This is a genomic window from Nocardia cyriacigeorgica, assembly GCF_010868145.1.
Lineage (GTDB): Bacteria > Actinomycetota > Actinomycetes > Mycobacteriales > Mycobacteriaceae > Nocardia > Nocardia cyriacigeorgica_D.
Genome location: NZ_JAAGUY010000001.1, coordinates 776,118 through 792,859, shown reverse-complemented (window position 1 = coordinate 792,859; position 16,742 = coordinate 776,118). Strand labels below are relative to the sequence as shown.

Sequence of the window (16,742 nt, the reverse complement as noted above, 5' to 3'; positions counted from 1 at the left end):
GTGGTGACGGAGCTGAAACTGCTCCGTCACCAGGCGCGGATCACTGTATGGCGAAGCGCAGCAGGGCCTGCTTATCGCCCTGCTTGACCTTGCCCTTGCGGTTGAGTACTTCCAGCTGCCAGCTATTACCCGAGCGGAAGGCGCGGGCGACGGCATTGGCATTGTCGGCGCCGAGCAGCGACGGCCAGATGTCGGCGACCTGCTGGCTGTCGCCGCCGGTCGCGTCGTAGACCTTGAACGAGATGTTGTTCGCCTTCTCGAAGCTGGAGCCCTTTTTGAACGCCGCCGCGACGAACACGATCGCGTCGATACCACCGGGCACGTCACCGAAGGTGACCTGCACCGCCTCGTCGTCGCCGGAGGCTGCACCGGTCTGCTCGTCGCCGGAGTGCAGCACCGAGCCATTGCCCAGCGGATCGAGCGAATCAAGGCCGGCGAACCGTACAGGCTCCGAGCCCTGCATGAGGATGGCAATCAGATCCAGGTCGACGCCTCGCTTGCGGCGCGCCCAGCCGAGCGCGCCGCCGCTGGCACCCGCGGACGGGTCCCAGCTCACCCCGACACTCAGTTTGGTGATGCCGTTGAGATCCGCGGCACCGTCTTCTTTTTTGAGCGTGATCATGGTGTCAGCGTACCGACGAAATCGGTTCCGCATGGGTCGCAGCGGGTTCCGCGCAGACGACTACGGAACCCGCTGTGGCCGTAGTGCTCAGCGCTTGCGGCCGACGCCGCCGATCATGAGGCGCTCCTCGGGGAACGGCTCACGCACCGGCGGACCCATCGGCCACCACTGTTCCAGTTCGACAACGCCGGGCTCGACCATCTCCAGATCGCCGAAGTAGCCGGCGACCTCTTCCTTGGTGCGGTACCAGCCCGATCCGAGTCCCATCTCGGTGAACTGGTGTTGCAAGCGCACAGCGAGATCGGCGAGCTCGGAACCGTCGTTCGGGTTCCAGAAGTGGGTGATGCCGACATAGGAACCGGCCGGCAGCGCGTCGATGTACTGGCGCATGATGCCGGCGGGATCGAGTTCGTCGTCCACGTGATGCAGGATGCCGCACAGGATCAGCCCGATCGGGCGAGTCATATCCAGGTGCTTGGTCACCTCGTCGTCCTGGAGCAGCGTGTTCGGCTGGGTCAGGTCGGCGGGCACGAAATGGGTGTACTCGTTCTGCTCGAGCAGTACCCGGCCGTGCGCGTTGCACACCGGATCGTTGTCGACGTAGACGACGGTGGCCTGCGGATTCTGGCTCTGGGCGATCTCGTGGGTGTTGCCGACCGTCGGCAATCCCGCACCGATGTCGAGGAATTGGTCGATGCCAGCGGTGCCTGCCATGTACCTGGTGGCGCGGTGCAGCCACCGCCGGTTCATCTTGGAGACGTCGCGCTGCCGGGGCGCGGCCTTCAGGATCTGGTCGAAGGCGGCGCGGTCGACGTCGTAATTGTCTTTGCCGCCCAGGCTCACGTCGTAGACGCGCGCGATGCTCGCTCGGGTGGTGTCCACACCGACCGGAGCGCGAACACCGGTTTGGGGAGCGGGTTGGGACATCGGGTACCTCTCTCTAGCAGTAGCTGTGATCCAGCTCACCCAGCGTAGGGTTCGGTGAGCTTCCCGGCAATGGCTCCGGATTCATTCGGCCGACGAAAGATTCGCGTCCTCCGCGGGCCCGGGTGCGGCCGCGACCGAAGGCGCGGCCGTGGATCAGGCCGTGGTGACGCGATCGAGCCGACGGCCCGGCAGCCAGCCGCCACCGATGTGGGTGATCCGCCACCAGTCGACATGCACGATCAGCGCTTCCACCGGCGTCGCGAAGAACGGCTCGATCATCGGCTCCTTCTGGACCAGCGCCTGGAAGGTTTCCTCCCGGTCGGCCGCACCGCGCACCTCGATGGTGCCCATGCCCTGGGCGAATGGATCAACGAATCCGCCACTGACCACCTTGATGCCGACATTCGGGTTGGCGCGCAATGCTTCCAGCGTGCGCCCGCCCGATTCGAGGATGAGGGTGAGCCGGAACGGGTCGTCGTCCAGGTGGGCGAAGAACGCGCTCGAGCACCAGTTGACGCCGTCCTTGGACGTGGCGAGATCGATGCTGGTGGTGGCGAGGATGCCGGAGAGTTTATCCCGGACTTCCTGCTCGGTGATCTGTGCGGTCGTGTCGGCGTCCGCTGACATCGGTCCTCCTGTGTCGTGGTGTGGGTGAAGGGAACAGAACTACGGTTTGCGGCCGACGCCGCCGATGATCAGGTATTCGTCCGGAACGCGCTCGCGCTCGTCGGGACCCCACGGCCACCAGTCGTCGAGTGGCACGAGCCCGGGTTCGAGTAGCTCCAGTCCGTCGAAGTACGGCATCAGTTCCTCGCGGGTGCGCCAGCGGCCGGTGCCAAGTCCTTCGTCGTGCAGGGCCCGTTCGGCGCGGCGGGCCAGCTGGTGCAGTTCGTCGTCTTCGGTGCCTGGATCGAAGAAGTGGCTGATCATCGCGAAGGAGCCGGGCGCGAGTGCGTCGACGTATTCGCCCATGATGGCCGCCGGGTCGCGGTCGTCGTCGACGTGATGCAAGGTGCCGCACTGCATCATCAGCAGTGGCTTGCTCAGATCGAGGTACTGGTTCACCGCGGGGTGGCCGAGAACCTCGGCGGGCTCGGTGAGATCGAGATCGAGGAAGTGGGTGTACTCGTTGGTTTCGAGTAGTTCCTTGCCGCGACGCACGCACACCGGGTCGTTGTCGACGTAGACGACCATCACTTCGGTGCCCAACTCCTGGGCGATCTGATGTGTGTTCTTCTGCGTCGGTAGACCGCTGCCGAGGTCGAGAATCTGCGTGATGCCAGCCTGGCTGGTCAGATAGCGCACGACGCGTTCGAGAAAGCGCCGGTTGGCCGCGCCGACCGCGTTCTGATTCGGCACCACGGTGAGTAGGTGTTCATAGACTTTGCGATCGATCTCGAACCAGTCCGAACCGCCCAGTCCGTAGTCGTAGACGCGGGCGATGCTCGGCGTGTCCGGATCGACACGCCCACCGAGATCATCGTCGTCCATCGGCATCATGGGGCTCCTCTCCCGTCGGCTCCCATGGGTGTGACTGTACGCACCGGGCAAGGGTGGCGCGCGGTATCGAGAAGAAGTTATGCCGTTGTCCCGCTGTAAAATCCACGCAATTCGGTCGTTGCCGGATCATTCGGTCCACACCCGCTGACGCGGCGCACAATTCATCGACCGACCAGTCTGTGTCAGAGTGCGTCGATGGCGACGCCGGGCGCCATGCGATGACGATCGCCGACGGGTAACGGGCTCCGGTGGTTTCGCCGCGGGAGCGAGTAGGATCTCCAACCGACGCGGTGGAGCCGGTGGGTGTGACCGGGCAGATCGCGGTCTATCCACTATCGGCCAGAGGCGGTCCATGACCAACGACCAGGACAACAGCGACAACGTGGAACTGCTTGTGGCAGAACGTGGTCCGACGGTGATCCGGATCGCGCTCGGCAGCAGATTGCGTCGGCTGCGGGAAAGCTGCGGTGTCAGCAGGGAGGCGGCGGGGGACGCCATCCGTGGATCGCACGCCAAGATCAGCAGGCTCGAATTGGGACGCACGGGCTTCAAAGAACGCGATATCCGGGATTTGCTCACCCTCTACGGCGTCGTCGACGACGAGAAGCGCGAGCCTTATCTGGACATGGCCCGTAAGGCCAATGACCCGGGGTGGTGGCAGAGCTACAGCGACCTATTGCCCGCATGGTTCGAGACCTACGTCGGCCTGGAGCAGGCCGCCACCACGATCCGCACCTATGAGGCCCAGTTCATTCCCGGGCTACTACAGACCGCCGACTACGCACGCTCGGTCATCATGCTCGGCAATGACGACGAGACCGAGCGTCGGGTCGCGGTCCGGATGCGAAGGCAGAAGATTCTGCACCGCCGCGCCGCACCTACGCTGTGGGCGGTCATTGATGAGAACGCGCTACGCAGGCCCGTCGGCGGTATGAGGGTATTGCGTGAGCAGATCAAGCATCTGATCGACATCTCCGAATTGGCCAATGTGCGCATCCAGGTGCTGCCGTACTCGGCCGGCGGCCATCCTGCGGCGGGCGGACCATTCAGCATCCTGCGTTTCCCTGAACCCGAACTCCCCGACATCGTCTACACCGAGCAGCTCACCAGCTCGCTGTACATGGAGAAGCGCCACGACGTGGAGCTGTACATGTCGGTGATGAATCAGCTCAGCGTCCAGGCGCTGTCGCCGGCCGAGAGCCTGCAATTCCTGGCGGCGATCCTCATCGAATACGCCGCGGGAGACTAGCGCACCGAAACTCGGGCGCATGGAGCGCAACTCGCGCTCACGAACCGTCCGAAGAATTGTGTGCTCTGGAGTGGTCGGGTTCGGCAGGCGATCCGGCGCTCACTCCGCCGCGCAGACGCACCTCGAGTCCGTCCAGGACCGAGATCAGGCCGAAGTCGAAGGCCACCGCGCGGGCCGTGGCAGGGTCGGCGGGCACGGTGTTGCGGTAGTCGTCGATCAGGTCGGGATAGTCGGCGCCGAGGTCTTCTAGTACGGGCATCACGCTCGAAGTATCGATCTCGCCGTCGCCGTAGGTGTTCTTCCAGGCGATCGCGGGCAGTACCTGGCCGAGCACGAAGGAGAACAGGGTGCCGGTGGCGAGATAGACATCGTTACCGAGGAATCCGGCGCCGACGAAGGTGCGGCGCAGCCGATCGCTCAACCGCAGCGAATTGGGCCCGATGCTCGGCAGGTACCCCATGAGGCCGCCGACCCACGGGTGATTCAGCATGGTGTCCCGCAGGTTGTAGGCGAACGCGGTTGCCACCTCCTGCCAGGACATCTGGTCCGGTTCCGGCACCCGCACCATGCCCCAGAACTCGTCGAGCACGAGCTCGAGCAGCTCATCCTTGTTCGCCACGTACCAGTAGAGGCTGGTCGCGCCCGCGTCGAGCCGCGCGCCGAGCTTACGCATACTGAGCGCGGACATGCCCTCGGCATCGAGAATCTCGACCGCCGCCGCCACGATCTGTTCGCGGCGCAGCCCGGACGACCTCGGTTGGCGGGGTTCCCGGCTCCATACCGTGCTGAACTGCTTGGTCACCCCATCATTCTATATTCACTCGCACACCGTGCGAGTTTCTCGTACGCTGTGCGAGTGGAATCGAACGTTGTACGAGACCCCCGCCGTTGGTGGATTCTGGGGGTCCTCTGTCTTTCCCTATTGGTACTGATGATCGACGGCACCGTGCTCAACCTGGCGATCCCGTCGCTGATCCGGGAACTGCGGGCCACGCCGTCGGACGTGCAGTGGATCCTGGACGCCTATGTCCTGGTATTCGCGGGCCTGCTGTTGACCGCGGGTAGCCTGTCGGACCGGTTCGGGCGCCGCCGCATGCTGATCCTCGGCCTCGCCGTCTTCGGAGTGGCCTCGCTGGCCGCGGTGCTGGCCACCCAACCGTGGCAGGTGATCCTCGCGCGGGCTGCGATGGGAGTCGGTGGGGCGCTACTGATGCCGTCGACTCTGTCGATCTTGATGACCACCTTCGATCAAGACGAGCGTCGCCTCGCCATGGCCGCCTGGACCACGGTGTCGATGGTCGGCATCGTCATCGGCCCGACGCTCGGCGGTTTCCTGCTCGAGCACTATTGGTGGGGTTCGGTCTTCCTGCTCAATATCCCGGTCGCGATCCTGGCGATTGTCGCCGCGCTGATCCTGATGCCGGAATCGACAGGAGAGCAGCGGCCGGTCGATGTGGTCGGCGTGCTGCTATCGATCCTGGCATTGGTGTCGGCGGTGTATGTGATCATCGAGCGCGAATGGAACCTCGGGGTGATCGGCCTCGCCGTCGTGTCGGCGGTCGCATTCGTGGTGTGGGAGAGCCGGTCCGAGCATCCGATGTTGCCGCTGGGGGTGTTCCGCAATCGGGACTTCACCGGCACCTGCCTGACGTTGCTGCTGATGGTGTTCGGTATGGGCGCGATCATGTTCATGCTCACCCAGTACCTGCAATTCGTGCTCGGCTACGGGCCGATGAAGGCAGGTCTTGCGCTGCTGCCGTATGCGGTGGCGGCCGCGGTGTGCAACGGTCTCGGCGCCACGCTCGGTAAGAAACTCAGCAACAAGACCCTGATCGTGAGCGGTCTGCTGGTGATGGGTGTGGCATTCGTGGTGCTCGCGGTCGGCACCGGGTATGTGGCGGTGCTGGTGAGCATGCTGATCATGGGGATAGGTGGCGGCCTGGCCGGACCGTCCGCCTATGCGGCCATCATGAGTGCGATTCCGCTCGAACACGCGGGTGTCGGTTCGGCCATGAACGACACGTTGCAGCAGGTCGGCATGGCGGTCAGCATCGCCATTCTCGGCAGTGTGCTTGCCGGGGTGTTCACCGCGAACATGCCTGCCGACGCTCCCGGTGCAGCGCGCGAATCCATCGGTGCGGCCTTCGAACTGGGCTACACCGAACCGGCGAAGGCAGCCTTCACCGAGGCCATGTCGACCGGCGCGTGGATCAGTGCGTGCTTCAGCGTCGCGGCCGCGGTGCTCGGTCTGGTATTGCTGCGAGCGCGGCCGCCCCAAGTGGTCACACCGGAACCGGTCGCGGTCGAGAGCTGATCGCCGCGGGTGCGGGGCCGGTCATCGGTTCCGCACCCGCCCGGCGGACGCCGGCGATCGGATGTTGCGCGGCGCCGCGTGGGAGTACGCTCGGGATAACCGGACCGTACCGGTCGGGACCTCACGTTCCCGCCGTGAGTGTTGCCGCCGGTCCCCGACGAAGGAGCCGCTGTGATGCCCGTGCCGCTGCGTGACAGTGCGATCCCCAAACATGAGCAGCTACGGGCCATCCTGCTGCACAAGTGCACCCGTGAGTTGCAGCCGGGCGATCTGATGACCAGCGAACGAAACCTGATGCACGACTACGGCGTCAGCCGGATCACCGTGCGTGAGGCGATCGGTCAGCTGGTCAACGAGGGCCATCTGGTCCGGGTGCGCGGCAAGGGCACCTTCGTCGCGCATCGGCCGGTGCAGTCGACACTGCATCTGGCCTCGTTCACCGAGGAGATGCGTGCCCAAGGGCATCAACCGACGACGGTGGTCCTGATCGCCGAGGAAGGCGTCATTCCGGAAGCTTCGGGGCGCGCGCTCGCCCTGGCCGAGGGTGCCGAGGCCTATCACATCAAGCGGTTGCGCTTGGCCGACGGTGAACCGGTGAGTGTGGACGACGGCTGGTTCCATCCCGGACTGCTGCCCGGGCTGATCGAGGTGGATCTCACCGCGTCGATCTATCAGACCAGCGCGGAGCGCTATGGAATGCCGATCGAACGCGCCACCCAGACCGTCAACGCGACCGCCGCCGATACCGGGATCGCCGCGCTGCTCGGAGTCAAGAAAAGCGCGCCGGTATTGCATTTCGACCGAACCTCGTTCAGCGGTGGGGTAGCGGTCGAACACACTCAGAGCTGGTACCGCTCCGACCGCTACCAGCTACAGATGGAGGTCGGGCACGAGCGCATGCCGCGCTGAACGCGCCGCGGGCAGGACGCGACGACGTCCTGCCCCGGCTGCGTCGCTAGGCGGCTGTCCAATCGAACAGTGGCGCACCGGAATCGACATCGGTCCCGACACCGGGCGCGGCCACCGAATTCCGCGCCGAATCCATCACCACGATCGGGCAGACCGCCGAATATCCGGTGCCGTCGATCTGGGTCGGATCGAACCGCACGATCGCCGCACCAGCCGCGAGCTCGTCACCCTCGGCGGCCAGCAGCGTGAACCCCTCGCCTGCCAGTTTCACCGTGTCGATGCCCAGATGCACGAGCACTCCGGTTCCCGAGGCGCTGACGATCACGAAGGCGTGCGGATGCAACTTCACGATCTTCCCCGCGATCGGCGCGATCACCGCGATCGGGCCGCGATCGCGGGCCGGATCTATCGCTACACCGGACCCGACGAGCTGATCGGCGAAGACCGGATCGGGCACCTCGGCCAACGCCAGGACGCGCCCCGGTAGCGGCGCCGACACCGAGACGCTCACAGCAGGTCCCCGATATCGTCGGCGAGTGTGTCGGCCTCCGGGCCGACCACGACCTGGACCACCGAACCGGATTTCAGTACGCCGTGCGCGCCCGCCGCCTTGAGCGCGGCCTCATCCACCAGATCGCCGTCCTTCACCTCGGTACGCAGCCGCGTGATGCAGGCTTCGATCTCGACGATATTCTCGGCGCCGCCGAGACCGCTGACGATCGCGTCCGCTGTGGACATATGTTCTCCCTTGTTGGCGTGTATGCCGTGCCGGAAGGTGGGCAAGGCTGTGTTACCTGGATCATATTTGCCGGTTGACATTCGGCCCCCACCTGGTAAAACTATCAACTGGTTATGACCGGACAGTACCCGTTGGTTTCTTGGTTAACAACAGTTCATTCCGGAACCGCGCGAGCGTGCCCCGGTGCGTCCACCACGCCGAATCGCCGGTCACCGGCGTACGAAGAAGGTCGATATGACGGTCGTAGACAGCCCGAAAAAGGAATCGGCGACATTCGCCGGGCTACAGCGTCTCGGGCGCAGCCTGATGCTGCCGATCGCGGTGCTGCCGGCTGCGGGCATCCTGCTGCGTCTCGGTCAGGACGACCTGCTCGGCCGGTTCTCGGCGCTGTCGAGTGCCGCGAGCGTCATTTCGGCCGCGGGCCAGGCCGTCTTCACCTGGCTGCCACTGATCTTCGCGGTCGGAATCGCCATCGGCTGGGCGAAGAAGGCCGACGGGTCGACCGCGCTGGCCGCCGTCGTCGGCTACATGGTGGTCGACGGCGTCTTCGATGCCATGTCGCCCATCGTGCTCGAGGGTGAAACCGACCCCAAGGGCGCGCAGGCGATGATCGATTACGGCGTCCTCGCAGGTATTGTGATGGGCCTGCTCTCGGCGCTGCTGTGGCAGCGGTTCTACCGCACCACACTGCCCGACTACCTCGGCTTCTTCAACGGCAGGCGGCTCGTCCCGATCCTCACCGCGGTCACCGGTCTCGTGGTCGGTGTGCTGATGGCGTTCGTGTACCCGCTGTTCAACGCCGGACTGACCTGGGTCGGCGAAACCGTCGCCGAGAATTCGGTCCTCGGCGGCGGGGTCTACGGCACCGCGAACCGGCTCCTCATTCCCACGGGGCTGCACCACATCCTCAACACCACATTGTGGTTTCTGATCGGCGACTACGAGAACGCTCAGGGCCAGATCGTGCGCGGTGACCTGAATCGCTTCTTCGCCGGAGACCCGACCGCGGGCACGTTCATGACGGGCTTCTTCCCGATCATGATGTTCGCGCTGCCTGCGGCCGCCCTTGCCATCTGGCGCAACGCACGGCCGTCGCAGAAGAAGCTCGTCGGCGGCATCATGCTCTCCACCGCGCTGACGGCGTTCGTCACCGGCATCACCGAACCGCTGGAGTTCTCCTTCATGTTCGTGGCATGGCCGCTGTACGTCGTGCACGCCATCCTCACCGGCACCTCGCATGCGCTGGTCAATGCGCTGGGCATCCACGACGGCTTCACCTTCTCGGCCGGATTCATCGACTACGCGCTGAACTTCGGCAAGGCCACCGACGCCTGGCTGTTGATTCCCATCGGATTCGGGTACGCGGTGATCTACTACCTGCTGTTCAGTGTCGTGATCAAGAAATGGAACCTGCGCACCCCGGGCCGGGAAGCCGAAACCGACGCCGAAATGCTCGACACCGGCGAGGAAGCCGCCACCCGCGCGCTTGCCGCCGAAGCCGGTACCCGAACCGACGCGCCGATGGTGGCCGAGGTCGAGAACGAGACCGCGAAGAAACTGGAAGATAACTGACCATGGCTGAACGCACTGTTGTCGTCGGATCGAAGGTCGGGCTGCACGCGCGACCGGCCGCCACGTTCACCCGGGCGGCGGGCGCTGCGGGCGTCCCGGTGACGATCGCCGTCGGCGCCGGTGACCCGGTCGACGCGGCGAGCATGCTGGCGGTGATGACCCTGGGCGTGGAGTACGGCACGGAAGTGACCTTGCGAGCCGAGGGCGAAGGCGCCGATCGCGTGCTGGACAGTCTGGTCGGTGTGCTCGCCTCGGACCTCGACGCCGCCTGATGCCCGAATCCGAGCAGATCATCGAGGGGCTCGGCGTCAGTCCCGGTGTGGTGTGTGCGCCGTGGCCGAGCTTCGTCGCCCCGATCGAGACCTCCGCCGGCGATCCGGTCGGTACGTCCGTCGCCACCGAACTCGATCGGGCGCGTTCGGCTCTGGACACGGTGGCCGCCGATCTCGAGACACGTGCGGGCGCGGTGGTCGGCGGCGCCGCCGAGATCCTGAGACGCTTCGACGGCCGCCCGGTCGTGGTGCGGACCCTGCCCGCTCTCGCGAGAGTACGTGCGGCACTGGCCGATACCGAGATCGAGCAGTGCCGCGCCGCGGCCGGTGCGGCGCGCGCACCGCAGGCCGCGCGGAAAGCCGCCGCGCTCAACGAGTCGGCATGAACACTTCCGACACCGCAGGGGCCGGGGTTCTACTGCGGGGACGGGTGATCGGTGCCTCCGACGCGGTGGCCAGCGCCGTCCGCCGTGACATCATCGATGGTGTGGTCGTCCTCGACGGCGATCTCATCTCCTGGGTCGGGCCCGCCGCGCACTATCGAGGCACCGCGCCGGTTCCGCCGCCGAGTGACTCGATCGTGCTACCCGGCCTGATCGATCTGCATTGCCACGGCGGTGCGGGCGCCGGGTTCCCCGACACCAGTATCTCCGGGGCCGGGCGCGCGGCGGCCCATCACCGCGCGCACGGCACCACCGGCCTGCTCGGCAGCCTGGTGTCGGCCCCGCCTGCCGATCTGCTGCGTCAGGCGGCAGTGCTCGCCGATCTGGTCGAGCAGGGTGAACTGCTCGGCATCCACCTGGAGGGCCCGTTCCTGAGCCGGGTGCGTTGCGGGGCACAGGATCCCGCCGCGATCATCCCCGGCGACCCGGAGCTGTTCGAGCGGATCTGCCTGGCCGCACGCGGTACCGTCCGCTCGATGACGCTGGCCCCGGAAACGGCGAACTTCACCGGTCTGCTGGCCGCGATGCGCGCGCACGGCGTCCTGCCGAGCCTCGGACACACCGACGCCGACGCGGCGACCACCACCGCCCGCATCGCCGAAGCCGCCGGCGCGCCGCTGACCGCGACGCATTTGTTCAACGGCATGCCGCCGCTGCATCATCGCGCACCCGGCCCGGTCGCGGCCTGCCTGGCCGCGGCCGGTCGCGGCGAGCTGGTCGTGGAATTGATCGCCGATGGCGTGCATCTCGCGCCGGAGACGGTCGCCATGGTCTTCGACACGGTCGGTCCGGCACACATCGCGCTGGTCAGCGATGCGATGGCGGCGGCGGGAATGAGCGATGGCGACTACCGGCTCGGCCCGCTGGAAGTCCGGGTGGACGGGGGAGTGGCGCGACTGGTGACCGCCGGCGGATCCGCCGGTTCCATCGCAGGCGGCACCGCCCGCCTGCTCGACGTCCTGCGCCACGCCGTCGTCGGCGCCGGCGTGCCGTTGGCGGACGCGGTGGCCGCCGCCACCAGCACCCCGGCCGCGGTGCTCGGGCTCGATGCCGAGCGCGGCACCCTCGCACCCGGCTACCGCGCCGATGTCGTCGTCACCGACCCCACCCTGCGGGTGCGCCGTGTGATCACCGGCGGTGTACCCGTCTAGACGGAAGGAACCGCATGGAAATCGTGATCCGGCCCAGCGAGCAGGATGTCGCGAACACCGTCGCCGATATCGTCGAGGGCTATGTGCGTCGCGGCCCCGCGACACTCGGCCTCGCCACCGGATCCTCCCCGCTCGGCAGCTACCGGGAGCTGGTCAGACGCCACCGCGAGCAGGACCTGGACTTCTCCGACTGCCGGGCGTTTCTGCTCGACGAATACGTCGGCTTGCCGAAAAGTCATCCGCAGTCGTACTTCTCGGTGATCCGGTCCGAATTCGTCGACCGTGTGAATCTCGATCCCGTGCGGGTATTCAGCCCGGACGGCGAGGCGGCCGATATCGCTGCCGAAGCCCAACGCTACGACTCCGCCATCGCCGCCGCCGGTGGTGTCGATGTGCAGTTGCTGGGAATCGGCACCGACGGGCACATCGGTTTCAACGAGCCCGGGTCCGCGCTCACCTCGCGCACTCGGGTCAAGACGCTGACCGAACAGACCCGCACCGATAACGCCCGCTTCTTCGACGGCCCCGATTCGGTCCCGCACCATGTGCTGACCCAGGGCCTCGGCACCATCGGCGAGGCGCGTCATCTGGTGATGATCGCCTTAGGGGCCGGTAAGGCCGACGCCATCGCGGCTGCGGTCGAAGGTCCGCTGGCCGCCGTCTGCCCGGCCTCGATCATGCAGCTGCACCGCCACGTCACCGTCGTCATCGATGAGGCCGCGGCGAGCGGACTGCGGCTGGCCGACTACTACCGGTACGCGCTCGAACACAAGCCGACGTGGCAGACCTTTTGACCGGCCGGTAGCGGACCACTCCGGAGCCGGAAGTGGCGCGGGCGGCGCGGGCGCGGCACACTCGACGCCGTGAAACGCATGTCCTTCGCAGGGATCGGCCGCGAGCGAGGTGGTCGCCGGTGAATGCCCTCGCGCGCGGTGAGAACCGCCCGGCGCCCGCGGATCGGATGACGGTGACGGTGACCTGTTCGACCCCGGTGGACGTCTCGGCGCTGCTACTCGGCACCGACGGTCGCGTCCGCGCCGATGGGGACTTCGTGTTCTTCAACCAGCCTGTTGGCCCCGGCGTCGTGTACCGCCACGGCCGCGGCGCGGGCGATATGGTCGATGTCCAGACCAGCGCTCTGCCCGGCGATGTCGACCGCGTCGTCGTCACCGCGAGCCTCGACGGCTCCGGGCCGGCCACCTTCACCGCCGCCGGTTCGCTGGTCGCGAGTATCGCCTCCGATGCGGGCACCTTGACCTTCCCGGTGACCGGCCTGAGCACCGAGTCGGCGGTGGTGTGTGTCGAGATCTACCGTCGCGGCGGTGCCTGGAAGGTCCGTGCGGTCGGCCAGGGCTACGACAACGGGTTGGCAGGCATCGCGACCGCGTTCGGGGTGAACGTCGACGATGAACCCGAGCCCGCACCCCAGGCCCCTGCCGCATCCTCGCGCAACGATCCGACGATCGTCGCGCCCTCGCGCACCGACCCCACCGTGGTCGCCCAACCGGCGGCGAGCGGATATCCACCCCCTGCGCCCGCTGCCGGTCAGCAGTACCCACCTGCCGGTCAGCAGCCGTACCCGCCTGCGCCGGGCTACCCGCCCACCGGACACCCGGGCGGGCAGGTGCCGCCCGGGCAGCCCTATCCGCCCGCCCAGTTGTATCCGCCTGCCGCGTACCCTGCCGCGCCGCAGCCCTATCCACCGCCCGCGGCCCCCGCGCCGCACCACCAGCCGACCGGCACCGCCCAGCCGGCACCGTCCACGTTCTCGTCCCAGCAAGGAGCGCTGCCGATGCACAGCGATCTGTTCGATCCGCGCCACGCCGAGGTTTCCGGCGCCGGCATCCAGAAACAGGGCGGCAAGATGATCAAGGCCGCCGTCAACGGCGAGGTCATGGCGCGGGCCGGGTCGATGGTGGCCTACCAGGGTGAGCTGCAATTCCAGGCGCTCGGCTCGGGCGGAATCGGCCGCGCCATCCAGCAGCGGCTCACCGGCGAGGGTGTACCGCTGATGAAGGTGACCGGGCGTGGCGATCTGTTCCTGGCCAACAGCGCCGCCGATGTGCACACCATCGATCTCGACGGCTCCGACGGTCTCACCATCAACGGCGCCAACGTGCTGGCCTTCGATTCGACACTGACCTACAACATCGGACGGGTGCAGGGCGCCGCGGGGATGGCGAGCAACGCCGGTCTGTTCAACTGCGTGTTCACCGGCCGCGGCCGGATCGCCATCACCAGCCACGGCGCACCGGTGGTGCTCAACGTCGACCAGCCCACCTACGCCGACCCGCAGGCAGCGGTCGCCTGGTCGTCGAGCTTGCAGACCGGGATCAAACGCAACGATTCGTTCGGCCTCGGCAGGCTGATGGGTCGAAGCACCGGCGAAGGCACCACGCTCGCGTTCTCCGGCCGCGGTTTCGTCATCGTGCAGCCGTCGGAACTGCCGCCGGGTGGTCTGCTCGGCGGCACCGGTGGCGGGCAGGAAGCCGGCCACACCGGCGGCATGTTCGGCGGTCTGCTCGGATAGCGACGTCACGAAACGCATGACCTCTGAGGTCATCGCCAGTTGATGTCGACGCGATTAGCGTCGACATCAACGGCGATTCGACGATCGGAGCTGATGATGAGTGCACGGGCGGACGGCACCGCGCTCGAGGTAACCGAAGGTGCCCTGCGGCACGGCATGCCCTATATGGCGTTCGGGAGCGGGCGGCCACTGGTGCTGCTGCGCTGGTTCACCCCGGACCACGCCAACCCGACCGGCTGGATGCGCAAGTCGGAGCTGAAGCAGCTCGCGGGCCTGGCGCGGCGATTCCGGGTGTACGCGGTCGGCCGGGCGCCGGGGACAGCGGCAGGCGCCACGATGGCCGATCTGGCCACCCAGCACGCCGAGGCATTACAGGCGGAATTCGGCGAGCCGGTCGACGTCCTCGGCGTCTCGTCCGGCGGCTCGATCGCCTTGCAGCTGGCCGCCGACCATCCGGCGGTGGTGCGACGGCTGGTCGTGGTGTCCTCCGCCGCGCGATTGGATCCGGCCGCTCGGGTCGGTCAGCGCCGCTATGCCGAGGCGGTACTGGCGGGCAGGCGGGGCCTGCACCACATGGCACCCGCCACCGTCGTCAACCCGGTGGGTGCCCGGATGCTGGGTGCGGCGATGTGGCTGTTCGATCCGCTGGCCCGGCCGAAAGTGCCGGCCGACACCCACAACTTCCTGCTCGCCGAGGACGGCTTCGACGTCACCGAACGCCTGGGTGAGATCTCCGTCCCCACCCTGGTGGTCGCGGGGGAGCGTGATGCGTTCTACAGCACCGCATCGCTGCGCCGCACAGCCGAGGGCATCCCGGACGCGCAGCTGATCCTGTATCCGCGGACCGGCCATATGGGCGTGGTCTCGCATCCGAAGTTCGTCGGCGACATCGTCCGATTCCTGCAGACCTGACCACCCGTTCGCGACACCGAACGGCTGGGGACGGCGGCCGGCGTGGATCCGGCCGCACAGCCCCGACCCGATCCTGAGAGAACTCATAGGAATGGCACAGGCTATGACCAGGCACGACCGTCATCCTGAAATGAGCAAACACTCTCGGCGATAGTGAGGTGCAGGATGGTCGAGCTCGAGGTCACGGGTACGACGGTGACGGTTCATGTGCTCGGTGCGCACCGCCTGCTGGCGCTGCGCGATCAGATCAGTTTCGATCTGTCCGCCGTTACCGCTGTCGTTCCCGCCGAAATCGACCTGCGCCCGCCCTGGGTGCGCGCGCCCGGCACGTTCTTCCCCGGTGTGATCGCGGCAGGCACCTTCCGCGGCAAAGGTCGCAAGGAGTTCTGGGACACCGGCTTCGACGGTAGCGGGGTCCGCATCGAGCTCGCCGGAACAGATTTCACCCGGCTGGTCGTCGATGTCGCTGACCCGGATGTGGTGCTGCGGATGCTGAGGACCGCTGCTGCTGCTGCCTGAGCCCTGCACGGGCGGTGTGACCTATATCGCCGGGGCGGCTCTGGCGCCAGCTGTCGTCGCGGGCTTAGCCTGACACCCCGCGTGTACGCGAAATCGGCAGTGTCAAAGGGATATTCGGTGCTAATCGGACATTCTCGACTCACTTGTCGACCGGTCGGCTTCGGTGTGCGCGCACTGTGATCGTGCTGCCGTCCCCGGACGCGTCGACCGCCGCCGCCCGCATCGGGTGGCGCCGGGCCGGTGGCTGAGTCGTGGCAAGGAGCTGCACCGGTGTCGGTTTCGCACACTGTCCCTCGTCCTGTTCGTGCCGTCCTGAATCGCCGAGGTGCGCTTGCCGCGCTGGCGTTGCTAGCGGTCTCCGGTTGCGGCGGTTCCGAGCCCTCCGGTTCCCGCGCCGCAGATCCCCATTGGGATTACGACGCAGAAGGCCCCGACCATTGGGCCGATCTCGACAGCCACTATGTGACCTGCCGCAGCGGTCACGCCCAGTCGCCGATCGACCTGCCCGGCCACAGCCAGTTGCATCCGACCGATCACATCGAGATCGACTACCGGCCGATCCCGTCGGCGGAATTGGTGAACAACGGCCACACCATCCAGGCGAACGTGCCCGCCGGAAACCGCATCCTGGTCGACGGCAAGCCGTTCGCACTGACCCAGTTCCATTTCCATCTGCCCAGCGAGCACACCGTCGACGGCGCCGACGCCACGATGGAACTGCATTTCGTGCACGCCGACTCCAACGGCAGGCCGGCCGTCCTCGCGGTACTGCTGCGCGCGCAGGAGGGCGGCTCACCCTTCGACGCCGTGCTCGCCACGCCGCCGGACCATCCCGGCGCCACCCGCAGCATCGGCCGCATCGATCCGCGTCGTTTCCTGCCCGATGACCTCGCCCAGTTCCGCTATCAGGGCTCGCTGACCACGCCGCCGTGTACCGAAGGCGTGGAATGGATCGTGCTGAGCCACCCGGTGCCGGTCGCGGTGACCGAGGCCGACCGCTTCCGCGCCCTGTTCCCACACAGCAACCGACCCACCCAGCCCCGCTACGGCAGGCCCGTCATCCTCGCCGGACCACGCTGACCG

19 protein-coding genes are annotated in these 16,742 nt (G+C 67.1%); 12 read left to right on the top strand and 7 right to left on the bottom strand.

All coding sequences use genetic code 11. The annotated features are described in order from the left end of the window. Window positions 1–40: 40 nt before the first annotated feature. From GV792_RS03555 to GV792_RS03540, 4 genes are all read right to left on the bottom strand, one after another. Window positions 41–622 carry a TerD family protein gene (locus GV792_RS03555; RefSeq protein ID WP_163822103.1) on the bottom strand — a complete coding sequence of 194 codons (582 nt, stop codon included), beginning with the start codon at window positions 620–622 and terminating at the stop codon, window positions 41–43. A gap of 87 nt (window positions 623–709) precedes the next feature. Next, window positions 710–1,549, bottom strand: a complete 840-nt coding sequence (locus GV792_RS03550) for an SAM-dependent methyltransferase (protein WP_163822102.1) — start codon at window positions 1,547–1,549, stop codon at window positions 710–712. A 153-nt stretch (window positions 1,550–1,702) separates the two neighbouring features. Beyond that, a complete protein-coding gene (locus GV792_RS03545; protein WP_163822101.1) occupies window positions 1,703–2,176 on the bottom strand; it encodes a pyridoxamine 5'-phosphate oxidase family protein in 474 nt (157 codons plus the stop codon). A 39-nt stretch (window positions 2,177–2,215) separates the two neighbouring features. Continuing rightward, a complete protein-coding gene (locus tag GV792_RS03540) occupies window positions 2,216–3,049 on the bottom strand; it encodes an SAM-dependent methyltransferase (RefSeq protein ID WP_256671595.1) in 834 nt (277 codons plus the stop codon). Between the two features lie 352 nt (window positions 3,050–3,401). Between GV792_RS03540 and GV792_RS03535 the strand changes: the two genes are divergently transcribed. Beyond that, window positions 3,402–4,298, top strand: a complete 897-nt coding sequence (locus tag GV792_RS03535) for a helix-turn-helix domain-containing protein (RefSeq protein WP_163822100.1) — start codon at window positions 3,402–3,404, stop codon at window positions 4,296–4,298. 37 nt (window positions 4,299–4,335) lie between these two features. On the opposite strand, the gene GV792_RS03530 is transcribed toward GV792_RS03535, so the two are convergent. After that, on the bottom strand, window positions 4,336–5,100 hold the full coding sequence (locus GV792_RS03530) for a TetR/AcrR family transcriptional regulator (RefSeq protein WP_163822099.1): 765 nt from the start codon (window positions 5,098–5,100) through the stop codon (window positions 4,336–4,338). Between the two features lie 54 nt (window positions 5,101–5,154). Here GV792_RS03530 and GV792_RS03525 point away from each other — a divergent pair, with 54 nt between their 5' ends. Both GV792_RS03525 and GV792_RS03520 read left to right on the top strand, forming a co-directional pair. Next, on the top strand, window positions 5,155–6,612 hold the full coding sequence (locus GV792_RS03525; protein ID WP_163822098.1) for an MFS transporter: 1,458 nt from the start codon (window positions 5,155–5,157) through the stop codon (window positions 6,610–6,612). 171 nt (window positions 6,613–6,783) lie between these two features. Then, window positions 6,784–7,521: a GntR family transcriptional regulator gene (locus GV792_RS03520; RefSeq protein ID WP_163822097.1), complete on the top strand. Its 738-nt coding sequence runs from the start codon at window positions 6,784–6,786 to the stop codon at window positions 7,519–7,521. Window positions 7,522–7,567: 46 nt separating this feature from the next. On the opposite strand, the gene GV792_RS03515 is transcribed toward GV792_RS03520, so the two are convergent. After that, on the bottom strand, window positions 7,568–8,032 hold the full coding sequence (locus GV792_RS03515) for a PTS sugar transporter subunit IIA (protein WP_163822096.1): 465 nt from the start codon (window positions 8,030–8,032) through the stop codon (window positions 7,568–7,570). Beyond that, window positions 8,029–8,259 (bottom strand): glucose PTS transporter subunit EIIB, encoded by a 231-nt coding sequence (locus GV792_RS03510; protein ID WP_163822095.1) that lies wholly within the window; start codon window positions 8,257–8,259, stop codon window positions 8,029–8,031. The genes GV792_RS03515 and GV792_RS03510 overlap by 4 nt, the downstream gene beginning before the upstream one ends. A 235-nt stretch (window positions 8,260–8,494) precedes the next feature. Here GV792_RS03510 and GV792_RS03505 point away from each other — a divergent pair, with 235 nt between their 5' ends. The 9 genes from GV792_RS03505 (at window position 8,495) to GV792_RS03465 (ending at window position 16,739) form a co-directional block, all read left to right on the top strand. Further along, window positions 8,495–9,832, top strand: a complete 1,338-nt coding sequence (locus tag GV792_RS03505) for a PTS transporter subunit EIIC (RefSeq protein WP_163822094.1) — start codon at window positions 8,495–8,497, stop codon at window positions 9,830–9,832. Between the two features lie 2 nt (window positions 9,833–9,834). Further along, window positions 9,835–10,104: an HPr family phosphocarrier protein gene (locus tag GV792_RS03500; protein ID WP_175583075.1), complete on the top strand. Its 270-nt coding sequence runs from the start codon at window positions 9,835–9,837 to the stop codon at window positions 10,102–10,104. Continuing rightward, window positions 10,104–10,490: a hypothetical protein gene (locus GV792_RS03495; protein ID WP_163822093.1), complete on the top strand. Its 387-nt coding sequence runs from the start codon at window positions 10,104–10,106 to the stop codon at window positions 10,488–10,490. Before GV792_RS03500 ends, GV792_RS03495 begins: the two co-directional genes overlap by 1 nt. Next, complete coding sequence (locus tag GV792_RS03490; RefSeq protein WP_163822092.1) at window positions 10,487–11,698, top strand: N-acetylglucosamine-6-phosphate deacetylase; 1,212 nt, start codon at window positions 10,487–10,489, stop codon at window positions 11,696–11,698. Before GV792_RS03495 ends, GV792_RS03490 begins: the two co-directional genes overlap by 4 nt. A gap of 14 nt (window positions 11,699–11,712) precedes the next feature. Beyond that, window positions 11,713–12,492, top strand: coding sequence for a glucosamine-6-phosphate deaminase (gene nagB / locus GV792_RS03485; protein WP_163822091.1), 780 nt, complete (start codon window positions 11,713–11,715; stop codon window positions 12,490–12,492). A gap of 119 nt (window positions 12,493–12,611) precedes the next feature. Beyond that, complete coding sequence (locus GV792_RS03480; RefSeq protein WP_163822090.1) at window positions 12,612–14,228, top strand: AIM24 family protein; 1,617 nt, start codon at window positions 12,612–12,614, stop codon at window positions 14,226–14,228. A gap of 93 nt (window positions 14,229–14,321) precedes the next feature. Next, window positions 14,322–15,140 carry an alpha/beta fold hydrolase gene (locus GV792_RS03475; RefSeq protein ID WP_256673739.1) on the top strand — a complete coding sequence of 273 codons (819 nt, stop codon included), beginning with the start codon at window positions 14,322–14,324 and terminating at the stop codon, window positions 15,138–15,140. Between the two features lie 165 nt (window positions 15,141–15,305). Beyond that, window positions 15,306–15,659: a hypothetical protein gene (locus GV792_RS03470; protein WP_163822089.1), complete on the top strand. Its 354-nt coding sequence runs from the start codon at window positions 15,306–15,308 to the stop codon at window positions 15,657–15,659. A 270-nt stretch (window positions 15,660–15,929) separates the two neighbouring features. After that, window positions 15,930–16,739, top strand: a complete 810-nt coding sequence (locus GV792_RS03465) for a carbonic anhydrase (protein ID WP_163822088.1) — start codon at window positions 15,930–15,932, stop codon at window positions 16,737–16,739. Window positions 16,740–16,742: the final 3 nt, after the last annotated feature.